The sequence below is a fragment of the Pseudomonas bharatica CSV86 genome, from assembly GCF_000319305.2.
GTDB lineage: Bacteria > Pseudomonadota > Gammaproteobacteria > Pseudomonadales > Pseudomonadaceae > Aquipseudomonas > Aquipseudomonas bharatica.
This window is the reverse complement of the sequence record NZ_AMWJ02000004.1, coordinates 125,546-140,603: the sequence shown is the minus strand read 5'-3', so window position 1 is coordinate 140,603 and position 15,058 is coordinate 125,546. Positions and strand designations below refer to the sequence as shown.

Here is a 15,058-nt window from a genome sequence, read left to right as displayed (position 1 = left end):
GGGCGATTTCCTCGGGGCGTTGCTCAAAGCGTAGCCGCTTAGCCGAGGAACAGCCGGTACGCCGGGTTGTCGGTTTCGTCCCAGTACGGGTAGCCGATCTTCGCCAGCGCCGCCGGCACCAGGTGGCGCTCGTCTTCCGGCACTTGCAGGCCGGCGACCACGCGGCCGTCCGCCGCGCCATGGTTGCGGTAGTGGAACATCGAGATATTCCAGCGCCCGCCCAGCTTGTTGAGGAAATTGAACAGCGCTCCCGGACGCTCGGGGAACTCGAAGCGCAGGACCATTTCATCGCTGACCCCAACCGCGTGACCACCGACCATATGGCGGATATGCAGCTTGGCCAGCTCGTTGTCGGTCAGGTCGGTGACCGGGAAGCCCTTCTCCGTGAGTTGCTGGATCAGCGCGCTGCGCGGATCGTTGTCCGGGTGGGTCTGTACGCCGACGAAAATGTGCGCTTCGCTGCCGGAATGGTAGCGGTAGTTGAATTCGGTGATCTGGCGCTTGCCGATCGCCTCGCAGAACGCCTTGAAGCTGCCCGGCTGCTCGGGAATGGTCACCGCGATGATCGCCTCGCGGCCCTCGCCCAGTTCGGCGCGTTCGGCGACATGGCGCAGGCGGTCGAAGTTGACGTTGGCGCCGGAGTCGATGGCCACCAGGGTCTGGCCGGCCAGGCCGTGCTGCTCCACGTACTTCTTGATCCCGGCAACGCCCAGGGCGCCGGCCGGCTCGGTGATCGAGCGGGTATCGTCGTAGATATCCTTGATGGCTGCGCAGATCTCGTCGGTATTGACGGTAATCACTTCATCGACGTGCTCCTTGCAGATGTCGAAGGTGTGCTGGCCGATCTGCGCCACCGCCACGCCATCGGCGAACAGCCCGACCTGCGGCAGGATCACGCGCTCGCCGGCGGCCATGGCGGCCTGCAGGCAGTTGGAGTCGTCCGGTTCGACGCCGATGATCCTGATCTCGGGGCGCAGGTACTTGACGTAGGCGGCGATGCCGGCGATCAGCCCGCCGCCACCGACCGGCACGAAGATCGCGTCCAGGCGGCCCGGGTGCTGACGCAGGATTTCCATGGCCACGGTGCCCTGGCCGGCGATGGTGTGCGGATCGTCGTAGGGGTGGACGTAGACGAAGCCCTTTTCCTCGACCAGTTTCAGCGAATAGGCCAGCGCCTCGGGGAACGAATCGCCATGCAGCACCACCTTGCCGCCGCGGGAGCGCACACCTTCAACCTTGATTTCCGGGGTGGTGCGCGGCATGACGATGGTCGCCTTGACCCCCATTTCCCGCGCTGCCAGGGCCAGACCCTGGGCATGATTGCCGGCCGAGGCGGTGACCACGCCGCGCGCGCGCTCCTGCTCGCTCAACTGCGCCAGCTTGTTGTAGGCGCCGCGGATCTTGAAGGAAAACACCGGCTGCAGGTCTTCGCGCTTGAGCAGGATCTGGTTGCCCAGGCGCTTGCTGAGCTGGCCGGCAGCCTGCAGAGGGGTTTCCACGGCGACGTCATAGACGCGCGAGGTGAGGATCTTCTTGACGTACTGTTCGAGCATCGGGAAAGCATCACGGGCGGCTGGACGGGGGATCGGAGTCTACCGCAGCGCCTTGTCGGGCGACCACAGCAAACCCGGGGTTTTAGCCGCTATAATGCCCGGCTTCACGATACTCCCGCTTCGGAGCCCGCATGACCCAGGACCAACTCAAACAGGCCGTCGCCCAGGCCGCTGTCGATTTCATCCTGCCGCACCTGGATGCCAAGAGCATCATTGGTGTCGGCACCGGCTCGACGGCCAACTGCTTCATCGACGCCCTGGCCCGGCACAAGACCGCCTTCGACGGCGCCGTGGCCAGCTCCGAGGCCACTGCCACACGCCTGAAGGGCCATGGCATCCCGGTCTACGAGCTGAACACCGTGAGCGAGCTGGAGTTCTACATCGACGGTGCCGACGAGAGCGACGAGCGCCTCAACCTGATCAAGGGCGGTGGCGCAGCCCTGACCCGCGAGAAAATCGTCGCGGCAGTGGCGAAAACCTTTATCTGCATCGCCGACGCCAGCAAGCTGGTGCCGGTGCTGGGTGCCTTCCCGCTTCCGGTCGAAGTCATCCCGATGGCGCGCAGCCATGTGGCGCGCCAGCTGGTGAAACTGGGCGGTGACCCGGTGTACCGCGAAGGTGTGGTGACCGACAACGGCAACATCATCCTCGACGTGCACAACCTGCAGATCACCAATCCGGTGGAGCTGGAAAGCCAGATCAATGCGATCGTCGGCGTGGTCACCAACGGCCTGTTCGCGGCGCGTCCGGCAGACCTGCTGTTGCTGGGCACCAGTGAAGGCGTGAAGACCCTCAAGGCCTGACGGGGCGACGCGATCCCCTGTGGGAGCGGGTTCACCCGCGATTACGATAGTGGATTCACCGACGCAATCGCGGGTGAACCCGCTCCCACAGGGTTCGGTGTTACTCTACCGATCTGCCTTCCTGAAGACATAGAACAGGTTCGGCTCACTCACCAGATACAGCGTTCCGTCCCCATCCATGGCGATCCCCTCCGCCTGCGGCACGCTCTGCTTCAAGCCCTGGAACCCCTTGCGCAGTGACAGACTGCCCACCGGCCGCCCTTGCACATCCAGTTCCAGCACCAGCTTGGACTCATCCGACAAGGCCAGCAGATGCCCGCTGCGCTCGTCGAACTGCAGGCTCGACAGATCCCGCACGAACAACCGCGAATCCCGCTTGCGGTCCTGCACCACATGCACCGCGTACGGCTGTTGCGGGTTGCCATGAGGGAAACCATGCACCTCGTAGATCAGCATCGGGTCGCGTTCCTTGGCGACGAACAGGCGCTTGCCCTGCTGGTCCCAGGCCAGCCCTTCGAAGCCCTTGTTGCCGTTGAGGCCGATACCCAGCGTCAGTTGCTCGGCATCCTTGGCATCGAGGAACGGCGTGTCATCCGTCAGCCGCACCCGGATCAGACGCTGCTGACGCTCGTCGGTGATCACATAGCTGTCACGCCCGACATACTCCACCGCCTCCGGATCACCAAACCCGGTCAATGCCACCCGACGCAGAACCCGACCTTCCAGCGACAACTCGATCAGCTCGGGGTTGGTGTTGGTCACGGTAAACAGGCTTTTGCGGTCGGGGTCGTAGGTCAGGGCCGACAGATCGTCCGACAGGCCTTCAATGGGACGGGCCTCGATCACCACGCGATAACGGTCGAGGCCAATGCTCTGGCCGGACGGCTGCATCCAGGTCTTCAGGTTGAACCAGCCGCGCTCGTACAGCCGATAGTGCTGCCCGGCATAGGCCAGGACGGCCAGCAGGGCAACGAGGAACACAAGGAGAGGAATACGCAGGCGCATCGGCAAGACTCAGGCAGGAAACGGAACGGCCTGAATCTCACCATAGTCAGCTGAAATGAAGCTTAATGCCACTATCGGAAAAATCTTCCGTCATTGCTTGTGGAAGCGATAGAACAGGTTCGGCTCACTGACCATGTACAGGGTGCCCGCTTCATCCATGGCCACGCCTTCGGCCCGTGGAATGCGGTTCTTCAGGCCATTGAAACCGCCAAGCAGGGTCATGAAGCTGACCTGCTCGCCCTGTTTGTCCAGTTCGAGCAACATGTTGGAGTCTGCCGACAGTACCAGCAGATGGCCCGTACGCGGGTCCACGCCAAGGCCCGAGAGATTGCGCAGGTCCAGGTCGTCGTTGGCCAGCTCCTGCTTGGTCCCGGCCAGGTCCGAACGACCGTCGGTACGCCAGCTGAACAGCTTAGGCGGACGCTCTTCACCGAGGATCAGCCGCTGTTGCGCCGGATCCCAGGCGATACCCTCGAAACCCTTGTTCTGGTTAGCCGAAGGGCCGAGATCGTAGTGCGGGAAGTCCTTGATATTCAGCTCGGTGGTGGCGTCGTCGAGGCTGACCAGCGTCAGACTGTGCTGGCGCTCGTCGGTAATGGCCAGGCGACCATCGGCCAGCACCGCGACGCCCTCGGGGTTGGACCAGCCGTGCAGCGGGATCTTGCGCAGTACGTCGCCGTCGAGGTTGAGCTCGACCAGGAAGGGGTTCTTGCCCATGACCGCGAACAGGGTCTTGCGCCCAGGATGGTAGGACAGGTCGGAGGCCTCATCGTCCTCCATGCCTGGCAGCACCTTGGCATCGATATCGACCTGGTAGTCAGGCAACCAGACACTGGCCTTTTGGGTAACCTGGTTCTGGAAGCGCTCCTGCAGCCACAGCATGCCGCGGTCGTCCCAATGCATCGCAATGGCCACGCCGTAGCCGATCACGGCGGCCGTCACCAACCAGGTGGACCAGCGCAGGGCGATGGGGCGCTTGCGCGCGGGCGACAAGGAGTCGCCTGAAGAGCCGGAAGTCAGGGTGGCCATCGGAGAAATTCCTGTTGTTGTGTCCGGCTGACGCAAGCAGCCGCAAGACCGGGTGGGAATTATCCAGATGATTTGTGAAAAAAACGGGAAAACCGACGAATGAATGGACAAATGGGGCAGCCATTGCGGCTGCCCCATTCCGGGTCAGAGCACCTTGCCTTCGAAACGGCTGGCGCCTGGCAGCTCCAGTACCAGCTCATCGCCCGGGTTCAGCGGGCCGACGCCTACCGGGGTGCCGGTGAGGATCACATCGCCAGCCTGCAGGGAAAACTGCGATGCCATGTGCTGGATCATCGGCACGATCGGGTTGAGCATCAGCGCACTGTTGCCGTCCTGGCGCACTTCGCCGTTGATGGTCAGGCGGATACCGATATCGGCGAGGTCTTCGAAGGTGCTGCCAACCACGAACGGCGGCAGGACACAGGCACCATCGAAGCATTTGGCGCGTTCCCAGGGCAGGCCCTTGTCCTTCAATTGCGACTGCAGGTCGCGCAGGGTCAGGTCCAGGGCCGGGGCGAAGCCGGAAATCGCGTCCAGCACTTCTTCCTCGGAGGGCTTCGGCGACAGGGACTTGCCCAGCAGCACGGCGATTTCCGCCTCGTAATGCACCGAGCCACGCTCGACCGGAATGGCGAAACCACCTTCCAGGGGCACCACGCAACTGCCCGGCTTGATGAACAGCAGCGGCTCGGTGGGAATCGGGTTGTCCAGTTCCTTGGCATGTTCCGCGTAGTTGCGCCCGATGCATACCACTTTACCCAGCGGGAAGTGGATGCGCGTTCCGTCTACATATTGGTGCTGATAGCTCATTTCCGGCTCCTGTGGGTCATTCGGGGGCGAAGATCTTGCCCGGGTTCATGATCCCGTTGGGATCGAACACCGCCTTGACTGCCTTCATGTAGTCGATTTCCGCCGCCGAGCGGCTGTAGGCGAGGTAGTCGCGCTTGGTCATGCCGACACCATGCTCGGCGGAAATCGATCCGTTGTACTTCTCGACGACTTCGAACACCTGCTTGTTGACCACCGCGCATTTGGCGAAGAACTCGTCCTTGCTCATGTCGTCGGGCTTGAGGATGTTCAAATGCAGGTTGCCATCACCGATGTGGCCGTACCAGACCACGATGAAATTCGGGTAGCTTGCGTTGACGATCACGTCTATATCCCGCAGGAACGCCGGGACCTTGGCCACGGTGACGGAGATATCATTCTTGTACGGGGTCCAGTGCGAGATGGTTTCCGACAGGTATTCGCGCAGTTTCCACAGATTGCGCAACTGCTGCTCGCTCTGGCTCATCACCCCGTCCAGCACCCAGCCCTGCTCGACGCAGTGTTCGAACAGCGCCAGGGCGTCGTTGCCGACATCCTCGGTGGTGGCCTCGAACTCCAGCAGGGCATAGAAAGGACATTCGGTGGCGAACGGCGCCGGTACATCGCCACGATCGAGGATCTTGGCCAGGCCCTTGTCGGAGAAAAACTCGAACGCCGTCAGGTCCAGCTTGCTCTGAAAGGCGTGCAACACCGGCATGATCGAGTCGAAATCCGGGGTGCCGAGGACCATCGCGGTCAGGTTCTTCGGCGCGCGATCCAGGCGCATGGTCGCTTCGACCACGAAGCCCAGGGTGCCTTCGGCGCCGATGAACAACTGGCGCAGATCGTAGCCGGTGGCGTTCTTGATCAGGTCCTTGTTCAGTTCCAGCAGGTCGCCCTTGCCGGTGACCACCTTGAGCCCGGCAACCCAGTTGCGGGTCATGCCGTAGCGAATGACCTTGATTCCGCCGGCATTGGTACCGATGTTGCCGCCAATCTGGCTGGAACCCGACGAGGCGAAATCCACCGGGTAATACAGCCCCTGTTCCTCGGCGAAGGCCTGCAATTGTGCGGTAACCACACCAGGCTGGCAGACCACGGTGCGGTCGAAGGCATTGAAGTCGAGGATGCGGTTCATGGAGTCGAAGGACACCACCACCTCGCCATTGGCCGCGACGGCGGCGGCGGACAGGCCGGTGCGTCCGCCCGAGGGCACCAGGGCGATCCTGTGCCGGTTGGCCCAGAGGACGATGGCCTGTACCTGCTCGACGGTCCTGGGAAAGACGATGGCCGATGGCGCGGGCGGGAAGTGCTTGGTCCAGTCCTTGCCATACGCTTCCAGGGAAGGGGCATCGGTCAGGACCTTGCCGGGCTCGACAAGGGACGTCAGTTCAGCAAGCAGAACGGGATCGATCATGATGGAACTCTCGAACTATTCATGGTCACCCTGAGCACACTTCACGTGCCGGGGATGGTCTGAGCGCGGCGCCGGTATGCTAGCATACGCCCCCCGCTGATCGTGCTTCCCCGCCGATTCTGCGACAGCTTCACTTCCCAGCCATTTTTCTCCGGGACACAGGTTTACGCAGATGAGCAAGACTTCTCTCGATAAGAGCAAGATCAAGTTCCTTCTTCTCGAAGGGGTCCACCAGAACGCCGTGGACGTCCTCAAGGCCGCCGGGTACACCAACATCGAGTACCTCACCGGCTCCCTGCCGGAAGCCGATCTGAAGGAAAAGATCGCCGATGCCCACTTCATCGGTATCCGCTCCCGCACCCAACTGACCGAAGAGATCTTCGACTGCGCCAAGAAACTGGTTGCCGTCGGCTGCTTCTGCATCGGCACCAACCAGGTCGACCTGGACGCAGCCCGCGAGCGCGGCATCGCCGTGTTCAACGCGCCGTACTCCAACACCCGCTCCGTTGCCGAGCTGGTGCTGGCCGAGGCCATCCTGCTGCTGCGCGGCATCCCCGAGAAAAATGCGTCCTGCCACCGTGGCGGCTGGATCAAGAGTGCGGCCAACTCCTTCGAGATCCGCGGCAAGAAGCTGGGCATCGTCGGCTATGGCTCGATCGGTACCCAACTGTCGGTCCTGGCCGAAAGCCTGGGCATGCAGGTGTTCTTCTTCGATCCGCTGACCAAGCTGCCGCTGGGCAACGCCACCCAGGTCACCAGCCTGCACGAACTGCTGGGCCTGGCCGATATCGTCTCGCTGCACGTACCTGAGCTGCCATCCACCCAGTGGATGATCGGCGAGAAGGAAATCCGTGCGATGAAGAAGGGCTCGATCCTGATCAACGCCGCCCGCGGTACCGTGGTCCAGCTGGAACACCTGGCTGCCGCGATCAAGGACAAGCACCTGATCGGCGCCGCCATCGACGTGTTCCCGGTCGAGCCGCGCTCCAACGACGAAGAGTTCGAAAGCCCGCTGCGTGGCCTGGACAACGTGATCCTGACCCCGCACATCGGCGGCTCCACCGCCGAAGCCCAGGCCAACATCGGCCTGGAAGTGGCGGAGAAGCTGGTCAAGTACAGCGACAACGGTACCTCGGTGTCGTCGGTCAACTTCCCGGAAGTCGCCCTGCCGGCCCACCCGGGCAAGCACCGCCTGCTGCACATCCACGAAAACATCCCGGGCGTGCTCAGCGAGATCAACAAGGTCTTCGCCGAGAACGGCATCAACATCTCCGGTCAGTTCCTGCAGACCAACGAGAAAGTGGGTTACGTGGTAATCGACGTGGACGCCGAGTACTCGGACCTGGCTCAAGAGAAACTGCAACAGGTCAAGGGCACCATCCGTTCCCGCGTTCTGTTCTGAGCTCCTTGCGCTGTTGAAAAGGGAGGCCTTGATGGCCTCCCTTTTTTATTTGCCTTGAAAACATGAAGTTGCATGATTCCGACGGAAATATTTCAACTAGGGTTAAACATCCGGGGAAGGATGCGGTCACAAGGGGCTCTTGATCGGGGCCATGACAGAAGCCGCGGCAACCCTGTGTTTAATTGCCAATGAGAAGAAGGGGCTCAGATGCGTTTCTTTACCGGGGCACTATTGGCCGCCAGCCTGCTCAGCCCGTGGGCACATGCGGATATTCTCGACGAAATCGCCGACCGCAACGAATTGCGAATCGCCATTGAAGCTAAAACGCCGCCGTTCAACTTCCGTGATACCGCCGGGCAACTGAGCGGGTTCGAAGTGGAACTGGGGCAGATGCTCGCCAAAGAGCTGGACGTAAATGCCGACTTCATCGTGGTGGACCCGGCCGAACTTCTGCCAGGTGTGGAGAGCGGCAAGTACGATGTGGCGATTAATCAGATTGCCACTACCGCAGAACTGAAAGAGCGCCTGGATTTCAGCAATCCCTACAGTTACACCATCGCCCAACTGATCGTGCGCCAGGAAGAAAAGCGCCCGCTGCATGACCTCGAAGCCTTCAAGGGCCACAGCCTCGGGGTGGTCCAGGGCAGCTCGTTCGCCGCCCAGGCACAGAGCGTCGAGGGCGTGGACCTGCGCAGTTACAAGGATGCGATCCAGCCGATCAAGGAAGTGGCGGACGACCAGATCGACGGCGCCGTCAGTGATCGGCTGCTGATTCCCTATGCAATCAAGGAACGCAACCTGCCGGTTACCGAGGGCGCGACGGTGGGGCCGGTGCTGAAGCTGGCGATTCCGTTCCAGAAGGGCAACCCGGCGTTCCAGAGTGCGCTGGACAACGCGTTGCAACGGGTCAAGGACGATGGCCGGCTGAGCGAATTGTCGAAGAAATGGTTTGGGGTGGATGCGAGCGAGCCGCCCAAGCACTAGATATTCAGCGCTGCTGATGGCCTCATCGCTGGCAAGCCAGCTCCCACACCCTGTGGGAGCTGGCTTGCCAGCGATGAGGTCCTGAAGATCACAGCGAATCCAGCGCCCGAGCCGCTTCTTCCAGCTCCAGCTCACTGAACACCAGCACCCCTTCGCGCCGCAGCAAGGCACTGGTCACCCCCTCACCGGCAACCTTGTTGCCACTGAAGGTCCCTTCATAAACCAGCCGGTTGCCACAGGACGGGCTCCCCGCCTTCAACACCGCCACGCGGATCCCGTGCCGCCGCACCAGCTCCAGGGCCATCCGCGCCCCGGCGAGAAACTCGGCGCTGACATCCTCCCCGAGCACCGTCACCACCTGCACCTCGCCATCCAGCACCGCCCCGCCCTGCCCGCCGGGAATTTCCGCCGGCGGCCGAGGCGTCGGCAGCCCACCCGCCACCTCCGGACACAACGGCACCACCCGCCCCTGCTTCTGCCAGGTCTGCAACAGATCGGGATGACCACTGGCACGCCCGTCATAGCGCACCGGCTGGCCGAGCAGGCAGGCGCTCACCAGCACCCGCGACAGATCAGAAGGGATCGTTGCCACGACGGCGGAACCAGCCAGTGACCGAAAGACGCTCGCGATGTGCCATCAGCACCTCATGGGGCAGGTCGGCGGACATGAACACGACCAGGCTGCCGCCTACTGGCGGGATATCCCGCTCGCTGCCGTCCGCCAGGTAGATGCGCAGTTCACCGCCGTCCTGCGCCGCCCATTCCTCGTTGAGGTAGATGATGGCCGAGACGGTGCGGCGGTCATCGTCACGGAAGCGGTCGAGGTGCTTGCGATAGAAGGTGCCTGCCGGGTAACGGGCAAAGTGGCATTCGAAATCCTCCAGCCCCAGGTAGAAGTCGCGATTCAGCGCTTCGCGCAGGCCGTCCATCAATGCCAGGTAGTGGTCGCAGGCCTCGGACTGCCCGGGTTCGATCCAGAGGATATGGTCGCCACGTATGCCTTCGCGCACTTCCTGGCCCTGGCCACGCCCCACGGCCGCCGGGGCCAGCTCGCCTTGTTCAGCGCGTTGCCGGCATTCGGCCGCCAGGGCCCGGGTCAACGCCTCGGGCAGGAAGATTGCCTGGTGCGACCAGCCCTGATTGGCGAGGTCGTCGACAATACCGGGAATCTGCGGATGTTCGGAGGATATGTGCATGGCGCGCATGGTAACGGGCCGGCGGCCAAACCGACAGCGCCACTTGGTCGCATCGACGCACTGGCGTCTCGACAAAGCCCCGCAAGGCCACGGACAATAGCCGCCTGCCGACAGGAGTCCTGAATGCGCCGTTTGTTTTTTGGGTATACGGATTTAATGGTTGATGGGGCACCTTTACCCCACCAACCTGATACCATTATCAGATGGTTGATAGATCGACTCCGTAGTTGAGTTCCTCTGCGAAGTCCGGCAGTCCGTAACCGATGGTTTTCTTGTAGAAAGGAGAGACCTTCGCAGTCGGTGCCTTCTTCTTGTGCTTCGTGGTGTAGAGCATTCGTGCCCGCATCACCTCGAAGGAGTAACCGCGCCCTTCACGGTTCTTGTCCTTGGCCAGTCGGTTGATGGACTCCGTGTAAGCGTTGGTGACGGGCATGTCCGTCTCGAAGTAGGTCATGGTCTCTTCGCGCCAGTTTCCCACTGCCCTGACCAGATCGCTCCAGACTTCCTTTTGGCCCTTCGGGATGGTGGCTATCCACTCGTCCAGGGCGGCTTCTGCCTGGAGCCGTGTGGTGGCGTCCCAGATGCCGTAGAAGCGCTCCTTGTGCTCGTAGGCGGCCAGCAGTTGCGGGAACGCGCCTGTCCAGGTCTCCATGATGAGGCGCTCCCGGTCTGAGACTTCGTGAGCGCGTTTCAGCAGGATTTTCCGGTCTCCCTTGAGAGTCCGGCTCTGGGACGGTTTCAGCTCCTTTCTGAGGCCCTTGCGCACTCTCTCTAGGGCATCGTTGGCCATGCGCACCACATGGAACTTATCGACCACGATACGGGCCTGGGGCAGCACAGCCTTGACCGCTGCCCGGTAGGGGTTCCACATGTCCATGCTGACGATCTCGACCTTCTGCCGGTCTTTCAGCTTCATCAGGTAGTTGGTCACCACGTCCTGGCGGCGGGTGGCCAGCAGGTCGAGCAGGGTTCGCTCCTCAATGTTGGTCAGAATGCAGCGGTAGCGCTTGTTCAGGTATAGCTCGTCAATGCCCAGGATGCGGGGCGTCTCGAAGCGGTGCCAGCGCCCCAGGAACTCGGCGCGGGCGTTGAAGATGTCGCGCACCGTCTTCTCGTCCAGGCCGGTCTGTGCCGCCACAAAGGTGTAGGGGTGGTTGAAGGATTCCTTCTCCACGTACTCATGCAGCCGCAGTGTCATACGGAATCCGTCCACCATCTCCGGTAGCTGGGGCCTGAATGTTGTCTTGCAGGCCCGGCAGGTGTATCGGCGGCGGACCACCCAGAGAGTGACCCGCTTGCCGTGGATGGGCAGATCACGATAGGGAACGTCACGCTTGCCGAACCGCACGAACTCACCCTGCACGCCGCACCCCTCGCAGGCTACTGGTGTAGGTGCTTCAAGCCGAAAATGTATGTCTTCATTCTGCTCATCAGAATCCACCAACTGGTACCCAGGAAGGCTTAACGAATTAATCATCTCCCGCCTTGATCAGAAAAACAGGTAGGTGGCGTAACCGGCAATCATCGCCATAGCAAAAATGACTGCTAAAAACGCCGCTAAAAGCTTCAGCGTGAACAAAGAGCGCAACAGAATGAGCTCAGTCAGGCTGGCTCCGGCACTGCCGATGATCAACGCTAGCACCGTCCCGGCACCCACGCCTTTGGCCATCAGAGCCGCTGCCAGAGGTATGACGGCTTCAGCGCGAATATACAACGGCACGCCGATGACAGCGGCAACTGGAATGGCAAAGGGATTATCTGGGCCTGCATACTGCTCCAATAAGTCAGTGGGCATGAAACCATAGATCACGCTGCCAATCGCAATACCGATGAGCAGGTAAGGCAACACATCGATAAAGTCCGACCAAGCTTCCCGCCACACACCACTGTACTTCCCTTCTTTCTTAACCGTGACAGTGGGTTGACTGTCACAGCATTCGCTAGACGTAGAGACTGTTGTCTTCCTATCAGCCCCGCAAGAAGCCGTCTTCGGAGTGGTGTCGCAGCTGTTGGTGCCGCAACTCGATGCGGTCGATGTAGCACTGCACGGGCTTGCTGATGAACTACATCCACTGCTCTCTTGTGTCGCCGTCCGGCGCACATAACGCTCGAAGCCAAGCGTGTGAAGCAGCCATCCGGCACCTACCGCGACCACCAAAGCGGCGAGCACATAGATAGCAGTAAGTGTCCATCCAAACGTGGCAACCAGCAGGCCGACGACGATAGGATTCAGCAACGGAGATGAGAAAAGAAACACCATCATCGGCCCAAAACCGGCCCGTGCCCGAATCAACCCTTTCAACATGGGGATAGTCGAGCAACTACAGAAGGGCGTTATAGCTCCTAAACCAGCAGCAAGAAAATAGCCTCGCTTCCCACTGGAAGTCAGTAACGCTTCCACCTTGGATGGTGGGATGTGACGTTGAAGAACTCCGACCAGCAAGCTAATGCCAATGAATAAAACCGATAGCTCGATAGCGAGAAAGGCGAACATGCCTAGAGCGTCTTGGAGTTGAGATGACATTCAATATTACTCCTATATTTCTAGTATTGTCGAAATGATGTACGCAGCCTACTTGCGTTTATCCGACCTGTCAACTATAATTCTAGAAACATCGAATTATTGGGGCGTGCTATGGATCACGAAAAGGTTGCAGCCAGCTTAGCTGAGCTAGGGAATAGTCACCGACTGTCCGTGTTCCGCTTTCTGGTCAAAGCTGGCCATGATGGGGCTTCGGTCGGAGATATCCAGAAGGGGCTGGGTATTCCTGCTTCGACGCTATCACATCACCTTGCGCGCATGGCCAAGGTAGGGCTGATCCGGCAGGAGAAACATAGCCGCACGATTGTCTGTATACCCGAGTATGGGCACCTAGAGAATTTGATCGGTTTCTTACAAGAGGAATGTTGTGCAGGTGTCCGGATTGCGCATGAACCAGAACCGCTTTGACGCTTGCCCAGCTCTCGCTGTCCTCCCTAGTCAGCATCGCTATGAAGACTCAGGCGAAGGTGGAAACAGAAAATTGGCAGTAGAGTAGGCTGAAGAGGATCAATCAGATAATCCGCTGAGAAAGATTTTCTTCTTTACATCTTTGGCATTTTATCAACCAGAAATTCCGGATACCCTGTTTTTTCTGCTGTTGATCATCTGCACCACGCCTGTCAGGGCAGACTCCCTCGATCAGCTGTACAAGGTCGCCGGCTGGCCCGAGCAGCGCGCCCACTTCTCCGATGCCATCGCCGCCGCCCAGCAGCGCTACCAGAAAAGCCTGCCGCCCGCGGTGTTCCAGGCGCTGGTGGACAACAGCAACCAGCGTTTCGAGGCCAAGGCCGTGGATCGCCGCGCCGCCGCCCAACTGCGTGCCAACCTGAAAGACCCGTCCCCCGCCCTGACCTTCTTCCAGTCGCCACTGGGGCGCAAGGTGGTGGCCGCCGAACTGCTCGCCACCCGCCGCGACCAGTTGGCGAAGAACGCCAAGGGCCTGCCGAAGATGCAGGCCAGCGACAACCGCCTGCTCATCATCGGCCACCTGGCCCAGGCCCTGCCCGCCCGGGAAGCCGGCGCCGAGGTTAGCCTGGCAATCGCCGGCGTCGCCGCCGACAGCCTCAGCCAGATGATTCCCGGCCTGTTCGGCGGCGGTCAGGCCCAGGGCATGCTGGACGGTCAGCGCCAGCGCCTGATGCAGCAGATCGGCGAAGACCTGAACAACACTCTGCTGTACGTCTATCGCGACCTTTCCGATGCCGAGCTGGAGGAGTTCGCCACCTTCGCCGAATCCGCCGAAGGCCAGGCCTACTACAAGGCCGCGCTGGCCGCGATCCGTGCCGGCCTCGCTGTGGGCCAAAGCTCCTCGGACCTGAGGTGATCAGCCCAGGCGCTGTTCGATGAAGGCGAAATAGCGCCGGCGAATGTCCGGCAGCTCATTGGCCAGATGATGCCGGGCCTCGGGCAGCAGCAATATCTTCGGCGCGTCGAACTTGGCCTTGAGCACCTCGAGGTTGTAGCGCCAGTCCACGGTCATGTCCGCTTCCCCTTGCACGATCAGCGGCTGGCGCGGGCTGCCGGGAGCCGTCTCGATCCGCCGTATCCACTGGACCAATGCACCCACCCAGGCAGTAGGCAGGCGACGCGGCTGCAAAGGGTCGGCGAGCAGGAACGGAAGGAAGGTCGGGTCGTTGCTGTTCTCGCTGAAACGCCGGGCGATGCCATTGACGAAGGGTTTGAGCATGAAGTAGCTGAGCTTCGACCAACCCCAGGCACGCGGTCGCACCAGCGGCGACAACAGGATCACCTCGCCGCTGACCGGGCTGCCTTCGCCGCGGTGCAGCAGGTGATCGACCGCAATGGCGCCGCCGGTGCTCTGCCCGCAAAGGTGCCAGGGCTGCGGCAATTGCAGGCCGGCGGCCTGGCGGAACACTTCGTCCAGAACCTGCTGGTACACCGCGAAATCATCGATGCTGGCGCGTTCGCCGCTGGACAGGCCATGCCCGGGCAGATCGCAGGAGATCACAGCGAAGCCTTGTTGCAGTGCCCAGTCGATCACGTGGCGGTACAGGCCCATGTGATCGTAGAAGCCGTGCAGCAACACCAGCGTCGCCACCGACTCGGCGGGCAGCCAGACCTGGCTGACGACCTCGAAGCCCGCGCAGGAGAAACGCCCCAGCCAGCTCGCCGCGCAAGGCACCCGGTCCAGGCCATAGAAACGCTGGTACGCCTGGCCCTCGACCGACAACGGCTGACGCACCGCCAGGGGTAGCAGGCTGGTACGCAGGGGATCGGCTTGGAACAAGGCGGACATGGAAGGCTTCCGGAAAGGTACTGAAGGATTGACCTGCGATATTCATCTGTCGGCGGAGGCATG

General features: G+C 61.4%; 15 protein-coding genes. 5 read left to right on the top strand and 10 right to left on the bottom strand.

What is annotated here, in order from left to right:
* Positions 1 to 38: 38 nt before the first annotated feature.
* Complete coding sequence (ilvA, locus tag CSV86_RS27195) at positions 39 to 1,553, bottom strand: threonine ammonia-lyase, biosynthetic (RefSeq protein WP_009396716.1); 1,515 nt, start codon at positions 1,551 to 1,553, stop codon at positions 39 to 41.
* Positions 1,554 to 1,684: 131 nt separating this feature from the next.
* Between ilvA and rpiA the strand changes: the two genes are divergently transcribed.
* Positions 1,685 to 2,356 carry a ribose-5-phosphate isomerase RpiA gene (gene rpiA, locus CSV86_RS27190; RefSeq protein ID WP_009396714.1) on the top strand — a complete coding sequence of 224 codons (672 nt, stop codon included), beginning with the start codon at positions 1,685 to 1,687 and terminating at the stop codon, positions 2,354 to 2,356.
* A gap of 105 nt (positions 2,357 to 2,461) precedes the next feature.
* Here the strand turns inward: rpiA and CSV86_RS27185 are convergent, their stop codons facing one another.
* The 4 genes from CSV86_RS27185 to CSV86_RS27170 all read right to left on the bottom strand — a co-directional run bounded on the left by CSV86_RS27185 (position 2,462) and on the right by CSV86_RS27170 (position 6,614).
* The gene (locus CSV86_RS27185; protein WP_009396712.1) at positions 2,462 to 3,361 is read right to left on the bottom strand and encodes an SdiA-regulated domain-containing protein; all 900 of its coding nucleotides are present in this window, start codon (positions 3,359 to 3,361) and stop codon (positions 2,462 to 2,464) included.
* Between the two features lie 90 nt (positions 3,362 to 3,451).
* On the bottom strand, positions 3,452 to 4,390 hold the full coding sequence (locus tag CSV86_RS27180; RefSeq protein ID WP_009396710.1) for an SdiA-regulated domain-containing protein: 939 nt from the start codon (positions 4,388 to 4,390) through the stop codon (positions 3,452 to 3,454).
* Between the two features lie 144 nt (positions 4,391 to 4,534).
* A complete protein-coding gene (locus CSV86_RS27175) occupies positions 4,535 to 5,200 on the bottom strand; it encodes a fumarylacetoacetate hydrolase family protein (protein WP_009396708.1) in 666 nt (221 codons plus the stop codon).
* A gap of 16 nt (positions 5,201 to 5,216) precedes the next feature.
* A complete protein-coding gene (locus CSV86_RS27170) occupies positions 5,217 to 6,614 on the bottom strand; it encodes a D-2-hydroxyglutarate dehydrogenase (RefSeq protein WP_009396706.1) in 1,398 nt (465 codons plus the stop codon).
* A gap of 172 nt (positions 6,615 to 6,786) precedes the next feature.
* Between CSV86_RS27170 and serA the strand changes: the two genes are divergently transcribed.
* Together serA and CSV86_RS27160 are read left to right on the top strand one after the other, a co-directional pair.
* On the top strand, positions 6,787 to 8,016 hold the full coding sequence (gene serA / locus CSV86_RS27165) for a phosphoglycerate dehydrogenase (protein WP_009396704.1): 1,230 nt from the start codon (positions 6,787 to 6,789) through the stop codon (positions 8,014 to 8,016).
* Between the two features lie 207 nt (positions 8,017 to 8,223).
* A complete protein-coding gene (locus tag CSV86_RS27160; protein WP_009394000.1) occupies positions 8,224 to 9,000 on the top strand; it encodes a transporter substrate-binding domain-containing protein in 777 nt (258 codons plus the stop codon).
* Between the two features lie 88 nt (positions 9,001 to 9,088).
* Here CSV86_RS27160 and CSV86_RS27155 read toward each other — a convergent pair whose 3' ends face one another.
* From CSV86_RS27155 to CSV86_RS27140, 4 genes are all read right to left on the bottom strand, one after another.
* Complete coding sequence (locus tag CSV86_RS27155; protein WP_037058270.1) at positions 9,089 to 9,583, bottom strand: 2-thiouracil desulfurase family protein; 495 nt, start codon at positions 9,581 to 9,583, stop codon at positions 9,089 to 9,091.
* Positions 9,573 to 10,205 carry a 2OG-Fe(II) oxygenase gene (locus tag CSV86_RS27150; RefSeq protein WP_009394002.1) on the bottom strand — a complete coding sequence of 211 codons (633 nt, stop codon included), beginning with the start codon at positions 10,203 to 10,205 and terminating at the stop codon, positions 9,573 to 9,575. Before CSV86_RS27150 ends, CSV86_RS27155 begins: the two co-directional genes overlap by 11 nt.
* Positions 10,206 to 10,395: 190 nt before the next feature.
* The gene (locus CSV86_RS27145; protein ID WP_000610830.1) at positions 10,396 to 11,673 is read right to left on the bottom strand and encodes an ISL3 family transposase; all 1,278 of its coding nucleotides are present in this window, start codon (positions 11,671 to 11,673) and stop codon (positions 10,396 to 10,398) included.
* 12 nt (positions 11,674 to 11,685) lie between these two features.
* Positions 11,686 to 12,690 (bottom strand): permease, encoded by a 1,005-nt coding sequence (locus CSV86_RS27140; protein WP_040363373.1) that lies wholly within the window; start codon positions 12,688 to 12,690, stop codon positions 11,686 to 11,688.
* Between the two features lie 141 nt (positions 12,691 to 12,831).
* Here CSV86_RS27140 and CSV86_RS27135 point away from each other — a divergent pair, with 141 nt between their 5' ends.
* Both CSV86_RS27135 and CSV86_RS27130 read left to right on the top strand, forming a co-directional pair.
* Positions 12,832 to 13,146: an ArsR/SmtB family transcription factor gene (locus CSV86_RS27135; RefSeq protein WP_000349485.1), complete on the top strand. Its 315-nt coding sequence runs from the start codon at positions 12,832 to 12,834 to the stop codon at positions 13,144 to 13,146.
* A 163-nt stretch (positions 13,147 to 13,309) separates the two neighbouring features.
* Positions 13,310 to 14,062 carry a DUF2059 domain-containing protein gene (locus CSV86_RS27130; protein ID WP_037058951.1) on the top strand — a complete coding sequence of 251 codons (753 nt, stop codon included), beginning with the start codon at positions 13,310 to 13,312 and terminating at the stop codon, positions 14,060 to 14,062.
* On the opposite strand, the gene bipL is transcribed toward CSV86_RS27130, so the two are convergent.
* A complete protein-coding gene (gene bipL, locus CSV86_RS27125; RefSeq protein WP_009395580.1) occupies positions 14,063 to 14,995 on the bottom strand; it encodes a phospholipase BipL in 933 nt (310 codons plus the stop codon).
* Between the last annotated feature and the right edge of the window lie 63 nt (positions 14,996 to 15,058).